Origin of the sequence: Halomonas chromatireducens, from assembly GCF_001545155.1 — a bacterium.
GTDB classification, from domain to species: domain Bacteria; phylum Pseudomonadota; class Gammaproteobacteria; order Pseudomonadales; family Halomonadaceae; genus Halomonas; species Halomonas chromatireducens.
This window is the reverse complement of the sequence record NZ_CP014226.1, coordinates 3,720,781-3,733,334: the sequence shown is the minus strand read 5'-3', so window position 1 is coordinate 3,733,334 and position 12,554 is coordinate 3,720,781. Positions and strand designations below refer to the sequence as shown.

The following is a 12,554-nucleotide window of genomic DNA, read 5'->3' as shown; positions in this document are numbered from 1 at the left end:
TAATTGGAGTCTGCATGATTGCACTGCGCCAGGTCACCCTGCAACGCGGCACCCAGACCCTGCTCGAGGGGGCAGAGCTGACCCTGCACGCCGGCCACAAGGCCGGTATCGTCGGGGCCAACGGCGCCGGCAAGTCGAGCCTGTTCAGCCTGTTGCTGGGAAGCCTCGCGCCGGACCGGGGCGAGGTCGAGATGAGCGGCGGCCAGCGCATCGCCCACATGGCCCAGGATGTGGCGGCACTCACGCGTCCTATCGTCGACTATGTGCTCGATGGCGACCGGGAGCTGCGCGAGACCGAAGCGGCCCTGGCGCGGGCGCAAGAGCAGGGCGAGGCCCATCGAGAAGCCGAACTGCACGGTGCCATCGAGGCCCTCGACGGTTACAGTGCTCCGGCCCGTGCCGCCCAGCTGCTGATCGGCCTGGGCTTTACCCAGGCTGACCTCGAGCGCCCGCTATCGGACTTCTCCGGCGGCTGGCGGATGCGCGTCAACCTGGCGCGCACGCTCTTCATGCCGTCGGACCTGCTTCTCCTCGACGAGCCCACCAACCACCTGGACCTGGACGCGCTGCTGTGGCTCGAGCAGTGGCTGACGCGCTACCCCGGAACGCTGCTGCTGATTTCCCACGACCGGGATTTCCTCGATGCCGTCTGCGACCACATCGTGCATTTCGATCGCCGCTCCCTGGTGCTCTACCGCGGCAACTACTCTCTCTTCGAGCGTACCCGGGCCGAGAAGCTGGCACTGCAGCAGGCCGAAGCCGCCAAGCAGCAGGCCCGCCGAGCGGAGATCGAACAGTTCGTGGCGCGCTTCCGGGCCAAGGCCACCAAGGCGCGCCAGGCCCAGAGCCGCCTGAAGATGCTCGAGCGCATGGGCGACATCGCCGTCGCCCATGCCGATTCCCCCTTCCACTTCACCATTCCCTCCTCCGACAAGACCTCACATCCGCTGCTGGTGCTCGATGAGGCTCGGCTCGGCTATCGGGACGAGTCGGGCAGCGAGCCAGGAGGGGAGAAGGTGCAGCTCGACGGGGTGAAGGTGAGCCTGTTGCCGGGGCAGCGAATCGGCCTGCTGGGCCCCAACGGGGCCGGCAAGTCGACGCTGATCAAGTCCCTTACCGGCGACCTGCCGCTGCTGGCCGGCAAGCGCATCCCGGGCGAGCACCTGGCCATCGGCTACTTTGCCCAGCATCAGCTCGAGAGCCTGGACCTGACCTCCACGCCGTTCCAGCACGTCCTGCGACTCTCGCCCACGGCAAGCGACCAGGCCATCCGCAACTTCCTCGGTGGCTTCGGCTTCCACGGTGATACCGTCTTCGCCGAGGTGGGCAGTTTCTCCGGTGGCGAGAAGGCGCGCCTGGCCCTGTCGCTGGTGGCCTGGCAGAAACCCAACCTGCTGCTGCTCGACGAGCCGACCAACCACCTCGACCTGGAGATGCGCGAGGCGCTGACCGAAGCCCTGGCCTCCTTCGAGGGCACGGTGATCATCGTTTCCCACGACCGTCACCTGCTCCGGGCCACCGTGGATGAATTCTGGTGTGTGGCGGACCACCGGGTCGAGCCCTTCGACGGCGACCTGGAGGATTACCGCGCCTGGCTCAAGGCTCGGCTGGAGGGCGTGCGGCGTGAGGCGCGGGCCGACAAGGCCGAGCGACAGGCGGAGAGCGCCGCACCGAAGGAGGACCGCAAGGCGGCCCGCCGCGCTGCCGCCGAACTGCGCGAGAAGCTGCGGCCGTTGAAGAAGGCGCGCGACCGCGCCGAGCAGGCCATGGAGAAGGTCCAGGGCGAGCTCGCCACGGTGGAGGAGGCGTTGGGCGATGCCGAGCTCTACACCGACCCGGCACGCAAGGCCGAGCTCACCGAGCGGCTGGCGCGCCAGGGCGAGCTGAAGTCGCGTCTCGATACCCTCGAAGCGGAATGGCTGGCCGCCGAGGAGGAGCTGGAAGCGATGGAGGCGGAGCTGCAAGAAAACGGGGCCTGACTGACCGGCTATGTCACCGACCGTCAGCAGAGCGAGCCATGTCTGTGTGGCCCGCGGCTGATCCGGCGTCAGGCCCCGGGGCGCCGGACCGTCGATGAGGCGCTGTGAACCCATCCCTGGGCGCTACATTTGCCATCCATGGCAAATGACCTCCTCTTCGGCCTGCCCCCGGCGCCGCTCGTTTCGGCGGCGCTGCTTCAGCTCTCCAGCAGAAACGTCACCGGCCCGTCATTGACCAGCTCCACCTGCATGTTGGCGGCGAACTCGCCGCAGGCGACCTTCGGCCAGGCCGCCCGGGCGCGGTCGAGCAGGTAGTGGAACAGCCGCTCGCCCTCGGCCGGCGGCGCGGCGCTGGAGAAGCTGGGGCGCAGCCCCTTGCGGGTATCGGCGGCCAGGGTGAACTGGGAGACCAGCAGTAGCCCGCCGTCGACCTGCTGCAGGTCGAGGTTCATCTTGTCGGCTTCGTCGGCGAAGACCCGGTAATGCAGCAGCTTGTGCAACAGCTTGTCGGCGGCGGCCTCGTCGTCCCCCTTCTCCACGCCGACCAGGGCCAGCAGGCCACGATCGATGGCCCCCACGGTCCGCTGGTCGACCACTACGCTGGCGCGCCGTACGCGCTGTATCAGGGCTTTCATCCGGCAAGCTTCCCTCTGGCTGTGGATCAGCCGGAAGGGTATCACGCACCCTGTCTACCAGGCGCGGCACAACATGATGTCGCAATGCGGCTCCGAGAGCAGCGCCTCGGTGATATGACTATGGCGGCCGAGCTGGCCACGGCTGCCCAGCGCCAGCAGGTCCGGCGGCTGGCGGCGCAGCCGGGTCAGCAGCACCTCCAGGGGATCACCCTGCTCCAGCACCAGCTCCAGGTCCGGTACGCTGTCGAGCTCTCTCATCAGCTCTTCGGTTTCACGTTCCAGCTGGTAGCGCAGGCGCTCCACCTCCCGGTCGCGCCAGCGGGCATACTCCTTGTCGGAGCCCAGCTCCCGCTCGCCGGGGATGTCCCAGGCGTGGAGCAGCGTCAGGCGCGCCTCCGGAAAGCGCTTGAGTGTTTCGCGCAGGACATGGCGGCTGCCCAGGGAGAAGTCCACCGGGACGAGGATATCCTGCCAGTCGCGGTTGGCAGGCTGGCTGACCGAGAGCACCGGGCAGGGGGCGCTGCGCAGCACTCTTGCCAGGGTGGTGCCGGCGACCAGGTCGGGCTGGCCGCGCTTGCGGTGGGCACCGAGTACGATCATGTCCACTTCACGGTCATGGGCTTCGCGGATGATCTCGGCATAGGTGGCCCCGGCCACCGTCTGCAGCAGGGTGCGTGGTTCGGGCAGGGCGTAGTCCTCGCGGATATCCGTCAGCATGGCCTGCATGTCGGCCACCACCGCTTCCTCCAGGTCGTGAAGAACCCGGCGTGGCAGGTAGGGGTCCAGCACATGAATCACATCGAGGCGTGCGCCACCTTCATGGGCCAGACGAATGGCTCGTGCGTAGGCGGCGCGGTTCTCTTCCGAGAGGTCGCAGGCAAACAGCAGCGTCTGGGTCATGATGTCGCTCTCCGTGAAGGTGGGCCTGACGGGGACAGACTTCAGCATGGGTGGGAGCCGGCACGCGCGCAAGGCGGGTTTGCTACCACCAGCGGTGAAAGTGATGCACCGGGCCGTGTCCATGACCCACATCAAGCCGCGTGCTCTCGGTCAGCGCCGTTTCCAGCCACTGCTTGGCACTGGCCACGGCCTGGGACAGCGGATCGCCCAGGGCCAGGCGGGCCGCGATGGCCGACGACAGCGAACAGCCGGTGCCGTGCAGGTTCGAGGTCGCGATGCGGGTTCCCTCCAGCCACCGGCGTTCGCCAGGGGTTATCAGCAGGTCGGGGCAGCTCTCGCCCTGCAGGTGGCCCCCCTTGAGCAGGACGGCCCCGGAACCCAGAGCCTCAAGCTGAGGAGCCATGGCTTCCATGTCGGCGCGAGCCAGGGGGGTGTCGCAGCCCAACAGCACTGCGGCTTCCGGCAGGTTGGGCGTCATCAGGTCGGCCAGCGGTACCAGCACCTCGCGTACGGCGGCGATGCCCACGTCCTCGACCAGGACATCGCCGCTCTTGGCGACCATCACCGGATCGAGCACGATCCAGCGGGGACGCCTGGCTTCGAGCGCATCTCGGATGGTTTCGGCCACCTCGCGGGAGGCGACCATGCCGATCTTGACCGCATCGATGGCCACATCGTCGAGCAGCGTGTCGAGCTGCAGGCGGATGAAATCCTCGGGCACCGGGTGCACGCCGCGGACGCCGCGAGTGTTCTGAGCGGTCAGGGCGGTGACGACGCTGGTACCATAGGCGCCCAGCGCGGAGAAGGTCTTGAGGTCGGCCTGGATCCCGGCGCCGCCGCTGGGATCGGAGCCGGCGATGGTCAACACATTGGGAATGGAGCGATTCGAGGTCATGACGTCATTGTCTCGCAAGCGGGTCAAGGGTAGCCAGGGGTCGACATGCTGAGTCTGTTCGTGGTGGCGCTGGTCAGTGCCACCCTGCTGCCGGGTGGCTCCGAGGTGTGGCTGGCCCGGCTCTGGTGCCTGGGCGAGCCAGTGATGATGCTGTGGCTGGTGGCCACCTCCGGCAATACCCTGGGCAGCCTGATCAACGTCTGGATGGGGCGCTATGCCCGCCGTTTCCAGGACCGGCGCTGGTTTCCCGCCTCGCCCCGGGGGCTGGCCCGGGCCGAGCGCTGGTATCACCGTTTTGGTGAGTGGAGCCTGCTGATCTCCTGGGCGCCGGTGATCGGCGACCCGCTCACCGTACTGGCCGGCGTCTTCCGGCTGCCCTGGTGGCGGGCCATCCTGCTGATCACCCTGGCCAAGGGAGCCCGCTATGCCGTGGTTCTTTACCTGGCGCAGGCCTGGTTGGCGCCGCTCTGTCAGTAAACCCAGTTCAGTTTGCCGCAACCTTGCCGCTACAGCACCGAAGGCAGCCAGGTGGCCAGCCCCGGGAACAGGGCCAGTGCCACCAGCATGCCCAGCTGGATCAGGATGAAGGGGATCACGCCCCGGTAGATCGCCGAGGTCGGCACCGACTGGGGCGTGACCCCGCGCAGGTAGAACAGGGCGAAGCCGAACGGCGGCGTCAAAAACGAGGTCTGCAAGTTCACCGCGATCATGATGCCGAGCCAGATCGGGTCGAGGCCCATCATCAGCAGCACCGGCCCGACGATCGGCACCACCACGAAGGTGATCTCGATAAAGTCGAGAATGAAGCCCAGCAGGAAGATCACCAGCATCACGATCAGGGTCGCCCCCACCACGCCGCCGGGCATCGCCTCGAACAGTCCGGTGACCAGCTCTTCGCCGCCATAGGCGCGGAAGACCAGTGAGAACAGCGCCGCCCCGATCAGGATCAGGAAGACCATGCTGGTCACCTGGGCGGTGGTGCGCACCACCTCGCGCAGCATCGGCAAGTTGAGGCGACGGTTGACCAGGGCCAGCAGGAAAGCGCCCATGGCGCCGACCGCGGAGGCCTCGGTTGGCGTAGCGAAACCGCCGAGTATGGACCCCAGTACCGCGACGATCAGCAGCACCGGGGGGATCAGGCCCTTGATCAGCAGCGGCCAGACGCTGCCGCGATGGCCCAGCTCATCCATCAGTGACTGACGGTCGGCGGCGGGGGCGGTTTCGGGTTTCAGCCAGGCTACCGCCGTCAGGTAGACGATATAGGCCACCACCAGCAGCAGGCCGGGGATCAGCGCGCCGACGAACAGGTCGCCCACCGACACCGTCTTGGGGCTCCACACCCCCATGGCCAGCTGGGCTCGCTGATAGGCGTTGGAGAGCACGTCGCCCAGCAGCACCAGGGCGATAGAGGGGGGAATGATCTGGCCCAGGGTGCCGGTGGCGCAGATGGTGCCGGTGGCAAGCGAGGGCGAATAGCCGCGCTTGAGCATGGTGGGCAGCGACAGCAGCCCCATGGTCACCACGGTGGCGCCAACGATGCCGGTGGAGGCGGCCATCAGCATGCCCACCAGGATCACCGAGATTCCCAGGCCCCCGCGCAGCGTGCCGAACAGAAGCGCCATGGCATCGAGCAGGGTTTCGGCGATTCGCGACTTCTCCAGCAGCACGCCCATCAACACGAACAGTGGCACCGCCAGCAGGGTGCTGTTGGTCATGATGCCGTAGAGCCGGTTGGGCATGGCGCCCAGCATGCGCGACTCGAAGTGAACCGGCACCCCCATGTTCTGCAGCAGGATGCCGAGGCCGGCAAACATCAGGGCGGTGCCGGCCAGTGCCAGCGCCACCGGGTAGCCCAGCATCAGCACCAGGCAGACGGTAAAGAAGAGAATCAGCGGCATGAAATCGAGCAGGAATTCCACGTCAGAGCACCTCCCCGTGGTCGGGGGTATTGCCCGGCGCCTTGCCGCGCAGAATCAGCACCTGACGGATCACCTGGGCAACGCCCTGAATGAACAGCAGGGCCATCATCACCAGGATCAGCGACTTGAGCAGGTAGACCCCGGGTATACCAGCGTCAGGCGAGCGCTCGAGAATGGCCCAGCTGCTCCTGACATAGCCATAACTGCCAATGCCGATAAAAAGCACCACCGGGAACAGCAGGAACAGCGTTCCCAGCAGGTCGATCCAGGCGCGGCCACGGTCGGACAGCTTGCGATAGAAGATGTCGACACGCACATGGCCATCGTGGCGCAGGGTCCAGGCGGCACCCAGCATGAATACCATGGCATGCATGTACATGACCGACTCCTGCATCACGACGCTGTGAATGCCGATGACGTAGCGCATCACCACGATGGCGAATTGCACCAGCATCATGATGATCACCAGCCAGGCGATAAAGCGGCCCACGACCTCGGTAAAGCCGTCGAGCCATGCGAGCAGGACCGGGTCACGGTTCGCGGTTGGCATGGGGGTCTCTCGTTGTCGAAACGGATAGGGGACGCATCATCGCCGATTCAGCGTGACGCGTCATCCCCACGTCTCAACGACAGGGGATGAGTTCAGGCCGGATGGAAGCGGGTATGGTGCTTGAGCAGGTCGTCGAGTATGTCCCGGCACGCTGCGGGGAGCGCCAGGTCGACGGCGATCGGCAGGTGGTCTGAAAAGAGATGATCGAGTACGCGGACGTCGCGAGCCTCAAGCGAATCGGAGATCAGGATGTGGTCCAGGGCGCGGCGGGGCTGCCAGGAAGGGTAGCTGAGCAGCGGACGCACGGGATGCAGTGGCAGCGAAGCGCAGAAGCGTGAGTGGCTGTGCAACTGGTCCGGGGTGCAATTGAGATCGCCCATCACCACCACATGGCGCAGCGGCTGGATGATCTCGCTGAGGTAGTCGAGCTGGCGAACCCGGCCGCGATGGCTCAGGGCCAGGTGGGCGACGAACAGGTGAAGCGCATCCGGCCCATCCCCGTAGCGGGCATGGATGGCGCCCCGGCCGGGCAGCGTGCCGGGCAGGCGATGCTCTTCGATCTGCGTGGGAGCGAGGCGTGACAGCAGCCCGTTGCTATGCTGGGCGAAGCGCCCCAGGTTGCGGTTCAGCTGTTGGTAGTGGTGGGGAAAGCCGCCATGGGTGGCCAGGTACTCGACCTGATTGACATGGCTGGAGCGAAAGCTTCCCCCGTCGACTTCCTGCAGCCCCACGATGTCGAAGCGTCCCAGCACCTCGCTGACCATGCTGAGACGGTTCATGCGCTTGGGGTGCGGCAGCAGATGCTGCCAGCTGCGTGTCAGGTAGTGATGATAAGCCGACGTCTGAATCCCCACCTGCATGTTGAAGGTGAGGAGTTTCAGATGACCGCCATCGAGCGGCGGTGTCTTCGCGTCGGCTAGCCGGGACATCTCTTTCGACACGGCTTATTCTTCTCGTTCCTGACGCACCCTTTCTACCAGGGCATCGGCTATCTGGGGCATGTTGTCCAGGCTGCCGGCACTGCTGGGCGTAACCAGGTAGCGGCCGTCCACGACCAGCGCCGGGACGCCCATCAGGCGCATGGCACGCATGCGGGCATGGGCCTGATTGACCCGGGACTTCACGGAGAAGGCATTCAGCGCCTGGCGCGCGTCGTCTTCGCTGACGCCGTAGCCGCTGAAGAAGGCGGCAATGCTGTCGGGGTCGGTCAACTGCTGGCCATTCTGATGGATGGCATCAAAGATGTCGGCATGCGCCTCTTCGCGAATACCCAGCTCCTCGGCGGCATAGAAGACCGCCGCATGGGTATTCCAGTCGCCCCCCATGGTGGCCGGCAAGTGGACGATACTGACGTCTTCGCCAAGCGTCTCGTACCAGGCTTCGACGGAGCTCTGCAGGTTGTAGCAGTGAGGGCAGCCGTACCAGAACGCTTCGGTGACCTCGATCTGGTCGTCGGCGACACGGGTCTCGACGCGCTCGGGCAGCACCTCGTAGTGCTGGCCTTCCACCAGGGTGGCGGCTGAAGCCAGCGTCGACAGGCCGAGGCCGGCCAGGGCCATCAGTGTGGTCTGGATGAAGCGGGTAGACTGGGACATTGTGTTGTCACTCCTTGGGAATGCCGTTTTCGCCTGGCGAATGGCGGTTCAGCGCCGGTTACGCTCGTCACTTGGAGCCCCGGGAGAGGCCAGGGTTCCGAGTCGGCGCGAAACAGCGAAGGCGGCCAAAGGCCGCCTTCCTTGATCGGCCAATGAGCCGGGCCGCGCTGATGCCTGAATCAGTGCAGGCCGAGGATGTAGTTGGCCACGGCTGCCATGTCATCGTCGCTCATCTTGGCGGCGATATCGCTCATCATGTTGCTGGGGTCATTTGTCCGCTCACCCGAGGCGAAGTCCTGCAGGGTGGCAATGGTGTACTCGGCGAACTGGCCGGAAAGGGCCGGGTAGATGGCAGTATGAATGCCTTCGCCGGCAGGACCGTGACAGGCTGCACAGGAGGGGATGCCCTTGGACATGTCGCCGGCGCGGTAGAGTTCCTGGCCGCGGGCGATCAGCAGCTCATCGGGGTCGGCCTGGCCGATGTTGGCATCCTGCTCCGCATAGAAGGCGGCCACGTCCCAGGCGTCCTGGTCGGAGAAGTCATCGACTTGGCCGATCATTTCAGGGACCAGCCGTTCGCCGTCACGGATATCCATGATCTGCTTGGCCGTGTAGGTCATCTGCTGACCCGCCAGATGCGGGAAGGAGCTGGCGGGGCTGATGCCGCTTTCTCCATGACAGGCGGCGCAGGTCTGCGCCAGTTCGCGTCCGGCTGCCGCGTCGGCATCCGCTTCCAGGTCCGCGTGGGCGGCGCCAACGGCGCCGATGGTAAATGCCAGGCTTGCCAGTAACTTTCTCATCGCTGTTTCACTATGCCGTTGTGTTGTTTACCGGTACGCACCCTGGGTGCCGCCCGGTCCTCGCAGGTTCCAGGCCGGGTTTGCCCTGTCCGAAGCGCCGGTTGCGCCGGTCGCTGACGGCAAGAGCGCGGTGGTACACTAGCGCGCCCAGGTCGCAGAGAAAAAGACGCTGCATTATAACGAATCAAGCCCGTCTCGGGAATGCAGGTCAAGCCCCCGGGGACGGGATACATCTACTCCTTTCGGCAGGACCTCGACGCCATGGCCCAATTCAATTACCAGACTGCGCGCTTCATGACCAGTGCGCCGACCCTCGCCCATTGCCCGCCCGACGAAGGGGCAGAGGTCGCCTTTGCCGGCCGCTCCAATGCGGGAAAATCCAGCGCCATCAACACCCTGACGCGGCAGAAGGCCCTGGCGAGGACCTCGCGCACCCCGGGGCGCACGCAGCTGATCAACCTCTTCTCGCTGGGCGACGACACCACGCGACGGCTGGTCGACCTGCCCGGCTATGGCTATGCCAAGGTGCCCGAGGAGGTCAAGCGCGAGTGGCAGCGCCACCTGGCGGAGTACCTGCGCGCGCGCCAGTCGCTGAAGGGCGTGGTGCTGGTCATGGACGTTCGCCATCCGCTCACCGAGTTCGACCAGACCCTGCTGGGCTGGGCCGATGAACAGGAGATGCCGGTTCATATCCTGCTGACCAAGTCGGACAAGCTGAAGTCCGGTGCCGCCAAGAGCGCGCTTCAGCAGGTGCGAACCCGCCTGCGCGAGTGGGATGACCTGGTCAGCATCCAGCTCTTCTCTTCGCTCAAGCGCGAAGGCGTCGACGAGGCCAGCCGGCGCCTCGACGGCTGGTTGGCCGGTCCCGAGTAGCCGTTCCGGTACGTTATCAGCCTTGCTCCCCCCCGACCAGCCGCAGCAGCTCGGGCAGTTCCCGCACGTGATTCAGCCGGTGGATGCCGGCAGGCAAGGGCATGTCATCGATATGCGGTGAAATCCAGGCGACCTGCATGCCCAGGCGGTGAGCCGGTTCGACGTCCTCGCGCCAGGAGTCGCCCACGTGGAGGGTCCGGGCGGGCGTCGTGCCGAGCCGAGCCAAGGCAGCCAGGAAGGGGCGCGCATCGGGCTTGGGGGCGAGGAGCTCACCGGCGGCGATGGCCACCGGGAAGTGGCGGCCCAGCGGCAGTCGATGTATGTCCACGTTGCCGTTGGTGATGCTGGCGAGCCGGTAGTGCTGGCCGAGCGTCGACAGCAGCGACTCCACCTCCGAGTGCGGCGTGACTTGATGGCGCAGCACCATGAAACGCTCCATGGCGGCTGCGGCCCACGACCGGGCGGCGTCGCTGTCCAGCCCATACGCTACCAGCAGCCTCTGCAGGGCCTGTTCACGCAGCCAGGTGAAGTCCCCGCGGCGCAGCGGGTAGGCGGCGGCCAGTTCACGGCGTTGGTCCAGGAAGGCTTCCAGCGGAAAACGCTCGGCGAAGCGTCGTGCCGGGGGCTGGCCGCGGTTGCGCTGCCACGCCTCCAGCGCCTCGTCGAGCCAGGCATAGTGTCCGGTCTCTGTCTCGACCATGACGCCATGGTTATCCCACAGGGTATCGTCGAGGTCGAAGGTCAGGGCCTGGAATGGCGTCGTTGTCGGCATTTCGGTCACTCCCCGGACGGGTCGGCGGGGCGTCGGCGAGCGCGGGGGTGCGCCGCGTCGTAGGTGGCGGCCAGGTGCTGCCAGTCGAGCTTGGTGTAGACCTGGGTCGTGGAGAGGTTGGCATGCCCCAGCAGCTCCTGGACGGCACGCAGATCCTGGCTCGACTCCAGCAGGTGGCTGGCGAAGGAGTGGCGCAGCCGGTGCGGGTGAAGATGCTCCGGCAGGCCCCGGCGCCGGGCCAGTTCGGCCAGGCGCTTCTGGATGGCGCGATGCCCCAGCCGTGCCCCCCGCGAGCCGACGAATAGTGCTTGTTCCCCCGGGGCTGCCAGGGCGGGGCGTAGGCTCAGCCATTGTTCCAGTGCCCGCCTGGCACTGCCGCCTACCGGTACCTGGCGCGGCTTGCTGCCCTTGCCCATCACCCGCACCCGGCGCGGCTCCAGGTCGCCCAGGTCGAGACCGGCGAGCTCGGCCAGGCGCAGCCCGCTGGAGTAGAACAGCTCCAGCATCGCCTGGTCGCGGGTCGCCAGGGGCGAGCCGTCATGGGGGGTGTCGAGCAGGTGGGCCAACTGGTCCACGTCCAGCGGCTTGGGCAAGTGGCCGGGCTGGCGCGGTGTCGGCACCAGCTCGACCGGGTTGTGGCCCAGCAGGCCGGCGTGGCGCAGGAAGTTGGCGAAGTGCGAGGCGGCCGCCCGGCGACGGGCCAGGCTGCGTGGCGCCAGCCCGCGGCTGCGTTCGGCCCCGAGGAAGCGACGTACCGTGCCGACCTGCAGCTCGGCCCCGTCCTCGATTCCCTGCGACTCCAGGAATACAGCCAGTGCAGCCAGGTCCTGGCGATAGGCCGCCACGGTAGCGGGGCTTGCGGTGCGAGCCAGCTCGCCCAGGCACTCGTCGAGCTGGCGGCGAAGGGCGCTCTCAGCCATGGGGCGAGGGGCTCAGGCGCATCAATAGCCGTGCCAGCACGTCGCCGAGGTACTCGGTGAACAGGGTATCCATGCTGGCTCGGAAGTGGTCGGGGTCGGGGCTGGCCATGACCAGGTAGCCCATCGGTTCCCCCAGGGTCAGGCGTGCCAGGGCGCAGGAGCCGGCCTGGCGGGGCGCCTTGGCATGGGGGAGCAGGCGGCTCCAGTCGGTCTGGGTCAGCCGGGTGCAACGGCTGGCGCGGCCGTCGAGCAGGGCGGCCAGGCGGACGCCGGCATGATCGTCCAGCACCTGGCGCGGGGCCTGGGGAGGCAGCGGTTCATGATCCGTGAGCTCCGCCGGGCACCACAGGGCCACGGCCGGTATCTGGAATCGCTCGGCCATCTGGGTGGCCAGCGTCTGGCCCAGGGTGTCGGCATCTTCGGCTTCGAGCAGCGCGAGCACCAGTTCGCGGGTTCGTCGGAACTGGGCTTCGTTGTGGCGCGCAGACTCCAGCAGCTGTTCCAGGCGCCATTCGGCCTGCTCGGCGCGACGCCGCAGGTCATAGACCAGGCGCTCCAGTAGCGAGGTGGTGCCCTGGGCTTCGGGGTGCGGCACCTTGAGCTGCTGCAGCAGCCCTTCGCGGCCGACGAAGAAGTCCGGATGGCGTGCCAGCCATTCTGCTACCCGATCGGGATCCAGGGTCTTGCGCGGTTCGGGGGCGGCTCGGGTCATGCAG

Annotated in this window: 14 protein-coding genes; 3 read left to right on the top strand and 11 right to left on the bottom strand. The window is 66.9% G+C overall.

Annotation, left to right across the window (positions count from 1 at the left end; genetic code table 11):
- Positions 1-14: 14 nt before the first annotated feature.
- The gene (locus LOKO_RS17275) at positions 15-1,979 is read left to right on the top strand and encodes an ATP-binding cassette domain-containing protein (RefSeq protein ID WP_066451933.1); all 1,965 of its coding nucleotides are present in this window, start codon (positions 15-17) and stop codon (positions 1,977-1,979) included.
- A gap of 197 nt (positions 1,980-2,176) precedes the next feature.
- Here the strand turns inward: LOKO_RS17275 and dtd are convergent, their stop codons facing one another.
- The 3 genes from dtd to thiD all read right to left on the bottom strand — a co-directional run bounded on the left by dtd (position 2,177) and on the right by thiD (position 4,409).
- Entirely contained in the window at positions 2,177-2,614 is a 438-nt protein-coding gene (gene dtd / locus LOKO_RS17270) for a D-aminoacyl-tRNA deacylase (RefSeq protein WP_066451932.1), read from the bottom strand.
- 54 nt (positions 2,615-2,668) lie between these two features.
- The gene (locus tag LOKO_RS17265; protein WP_066451931.1) at positions 2,669-3,514 is read right to left on the bottom strand and encodes a universal stress protein; all 846 of its coding nucleotides are present in this window, start codon (positions 3,512-3,514) and stop codon (positions 2,669-2,671) included.
- 82 nt (positions 3,515-3,596) lie between these two features.
- Positions 3,597-4,409 (bottom strand): bifunctional hydroxymethylpyrimidine kinase/phosphomethylpyrimidine kinase, encoded by an 813-nt coding sequence (gene thiD / locus LOKO_RS17260; protein WP_066451930.1) that lies wholly within the window; start codon positions 4,407-4,409, stop codon positions 3,597-3,599.
- 45 nt (positions 4,410-4,454) lie between these two features.
- On the opposite strand from thiD, the gene LOKO_RS17255 reads away from it, so the two are divergent.
- On the top strand, positions 4,455-4,886 hold the full coding sequence (locus tag LOKO_RS17255) for a YqaA family protein (RefSeq protein ID WP_066451929.1): 432 nt from the start codon (positions 4,455-4,457) through the stop codon (positions 4,884-4,886).
- Between the two features lie 29 nt (positions 4,887-4,915).
- Here LOKO_RS17255 and LOKO_RS17250 read toward each other — a convergent pair whose 3' ends face one another.
- From LOKO_RS17250 to LOKO_RS17230, 5 genes are all read right to left on the bottom strand, one after another.
- On the bottom strand, positions 4,916-6,319 hold the full coding sequence (locus tag LOKO_RS17250) for a TRAP transporter large permease (protein ID WP_201025425.1): 1,404 nt from the start codon (positions 6,317-6,319) through the stop codon (positions 4,916-4,918).
- Positions 6,320-6,329: 10 nt separating this feature from the next.
- A complete protein-coding gene (locus LOKO_RS17245; protein WP_066451928.1) occupies positions 6,330-6,878 on the bottom strand; it encodes a TRAP transporter small permease subunit in 549 nt (182 codons plus the stop codon).
- Between the two features lie 92 nt (positions 6,879-6,970).
- Positions 6,971-7,807: an endonuclease/exonuclease/phosphatase family protein gene (locus LOKO_RS17240; RefSeq protein ID WP_066451927.1), complete on the bottom strand. Its 837-nt coding sequence runs from the start codon at positions 7,805-7,807 to the stop codon at positions 6,971-6,973.
- A 15-nt stretch (positions 7,808-7,822) separates the two neighbouring features.
- Positions 7,823-8,473, bottom strand: coding sequence for a thiol:disulfide interchange protein DsbA/DsbL (locus LOKO_RS17235; protein WP_066451926.1), 651 nt, complete (start codon positions 8,471-8,473; stop codon positions 7,823-7,825).
- Between the two features lie 179 nt (positions 8,474-8,652).
- A complete protein-coding gene (locus tag LOKO_RS17230) occupies positions 8,653-9,273 on the bottom strand; it encodes a c-type cytochrome (protein WP_066451925.1) in 621 nt (206 codons plus the stop codon).
- A gap of 261 nt (positions 9,274-9,534) precedes the next feature.
- Here LOKO_RS17230 and yihA point away from each other — a divergent pair, with 261 nt between their 5' ends.
- Positions 9,535-10,146: a ribosome biogenesis GTP-binding protein YihA/YsxC gene (yihA, locus tag LOKO_RS17225; protein WP_066452423.1), complete on the top strand. Its 612-nt coding sequence runs from the start codon at positions 9,535-9,537 to the stop codon at positions 10,144-10,146.
- A gap of 16 nt (positions 10,147-10,162) precedes the next feature.
- On the opposite strand, the gene LOKO_RS17220 is transcribed toward yihA, so the two are convergent.
- Genes LOKO_RS17220 through LOKO_RS17210 form a run of 3 tightly spaced genes read right to left on the bottom strand, consistent with a single transcriptional unit; the run spans position 10,163 to position 12,550 of the window.
- The gene (locus tag LOKO_RS17220; RefSeq protein WP_066451924.1) at positions 10,163-10,918 is read right to left on the bottom strand and encodes an HAD family hydrolase; all 756 of its coding nucleotides are present in this window, start codon (positions 10,916-10,918) and stop codon (positions 10,163-10,165) included.
- Positions 10,919-10,923: 5 nt separating this feature from the next.
- A complete protein-coding gene (locus tag LOKO_RS17215) occupies positions 10,924-11,838 on the bottom strand; it encodes a tyrosine recombinase XerC (RefSeq protein WP_066451923.1) in 915 nt (304 codons plus the stop codon).
- The gene (locus LOKO_RS17210) at positions 11,831-12,550 is read right to left on the bottom strand and encodes a DUF484 family protein (RefSeq protein WP_066451922.1); all 720 of its coding nucleotides are present in this window, start codon (positions 12,548-12,550) and stop codon (positions 11,831-11,833) included. Before LOKO_RS17210 ends, LOKO_RS17215 begins: the two co-directional genes overlap by 8 nt.
- Positions 12,551-12,554 lie beyond the last annotated feature (4 nt).

What these genes read in the sequence shown, in the direction of transcription:
- LOKO_RS17275 (WP_066451933.1), top strand. Translation starts at nt 15, where the DNA reads ATGATTGCACTGCGCCAGGTCACCCTGCAACGCGGCACCCAGACCCTG.
- dtd (WP_066451932.1), bottom strand. Translation starts at nt 2,614, where the DNA reads ATGAAAGCCCTGATACAGCGCGTACGGCGCGCCAGCGTAGTGGTCGAC.
- LOKO_RS17265 (WP_066451931.1), bottom strand. Translation starts at nt 3,514, where the DNA reads ATGACCCAGACGCTGCTGTTTGCCTGCGACCTCTCGGAAGAGAACCGC.
- thiD (WP_066451930.1), bottom strand. Translation starts at nt 4,409, where the DNA reads ATGACCTCGAATCGCTCCATTCCCAATGTGTTGACCATCGCCGGCTCC.
- LOKO_RS17255 (WP_066451929.1), top strand. Translation starts at nt 4,455, where the DNA reads ATGCTGAGTCTGTTCGTGGTGGCGCTGGTCAGTGCCACCCTGCTGCCG.
- LOKO_RS17245 (WP_066451928.1), bottom strand. Translation starts at nt 6,878, where the DNA reads ATGCCAACCGCGAACCGTGACCCGGTCCTGCTCGCATGGCTCGACGGC.
- LOKO_RS17240 (WP_066451927.1), bottom strand. Translation starts at nt 7,807, where the DNA reads ATGTCCCGGCTAGCCGACGCGAAGACACCGCCGCTCGATGGCGGTCAT.
- LOKO_RS17235 (WP_066451926.1), bottom strand. Translation starts at nt 8,473, where the DNA reads ATGTCCCAGTCTACCCGCTTCATCCAGACCACACTGATGGCCCTGGCC.
- LOKO_RS17230 (WP_066451925.1), bottom strand. Translation starts at nt 9,273, where the DNA reads ATGAGAAAGTTACTGGCAAGCCTGGCATTTACCATCGGCGCCGTTGGC.
- yihA (WP_066452423.1), top strand. Translation starts at nt 9,535, where the DNA reads ATGGCCCAATTCAATTACCAGACTGCGCGCTTCATGACCAGTGCGCCG.
- LOKO_RS17220 (WP_066451924.1), bottom strand. Translation starts at nt 10,918, where the DNA reads ATGCCGACAACGACGCCATTCCAGGCCCTGACCTTCGACCTCGACGAT.
- LOKO_RS17215 (WP_066451923.1), bottom strand. Translation starts at nt 11,838, where the DNA reads ATGGCTGAGAGCGCCCTTCGCCGCCAGCTCGACGAGTGCCTGGGCGAG.
- LOKO_RS17210 (WP_066451922.1), bottom strand. Translation starts at nt 12,550, where the DNA reads ATGACCCGAGCCGCCCCCGAACCGCGCAAGACCCTGGATCCCGATCGG.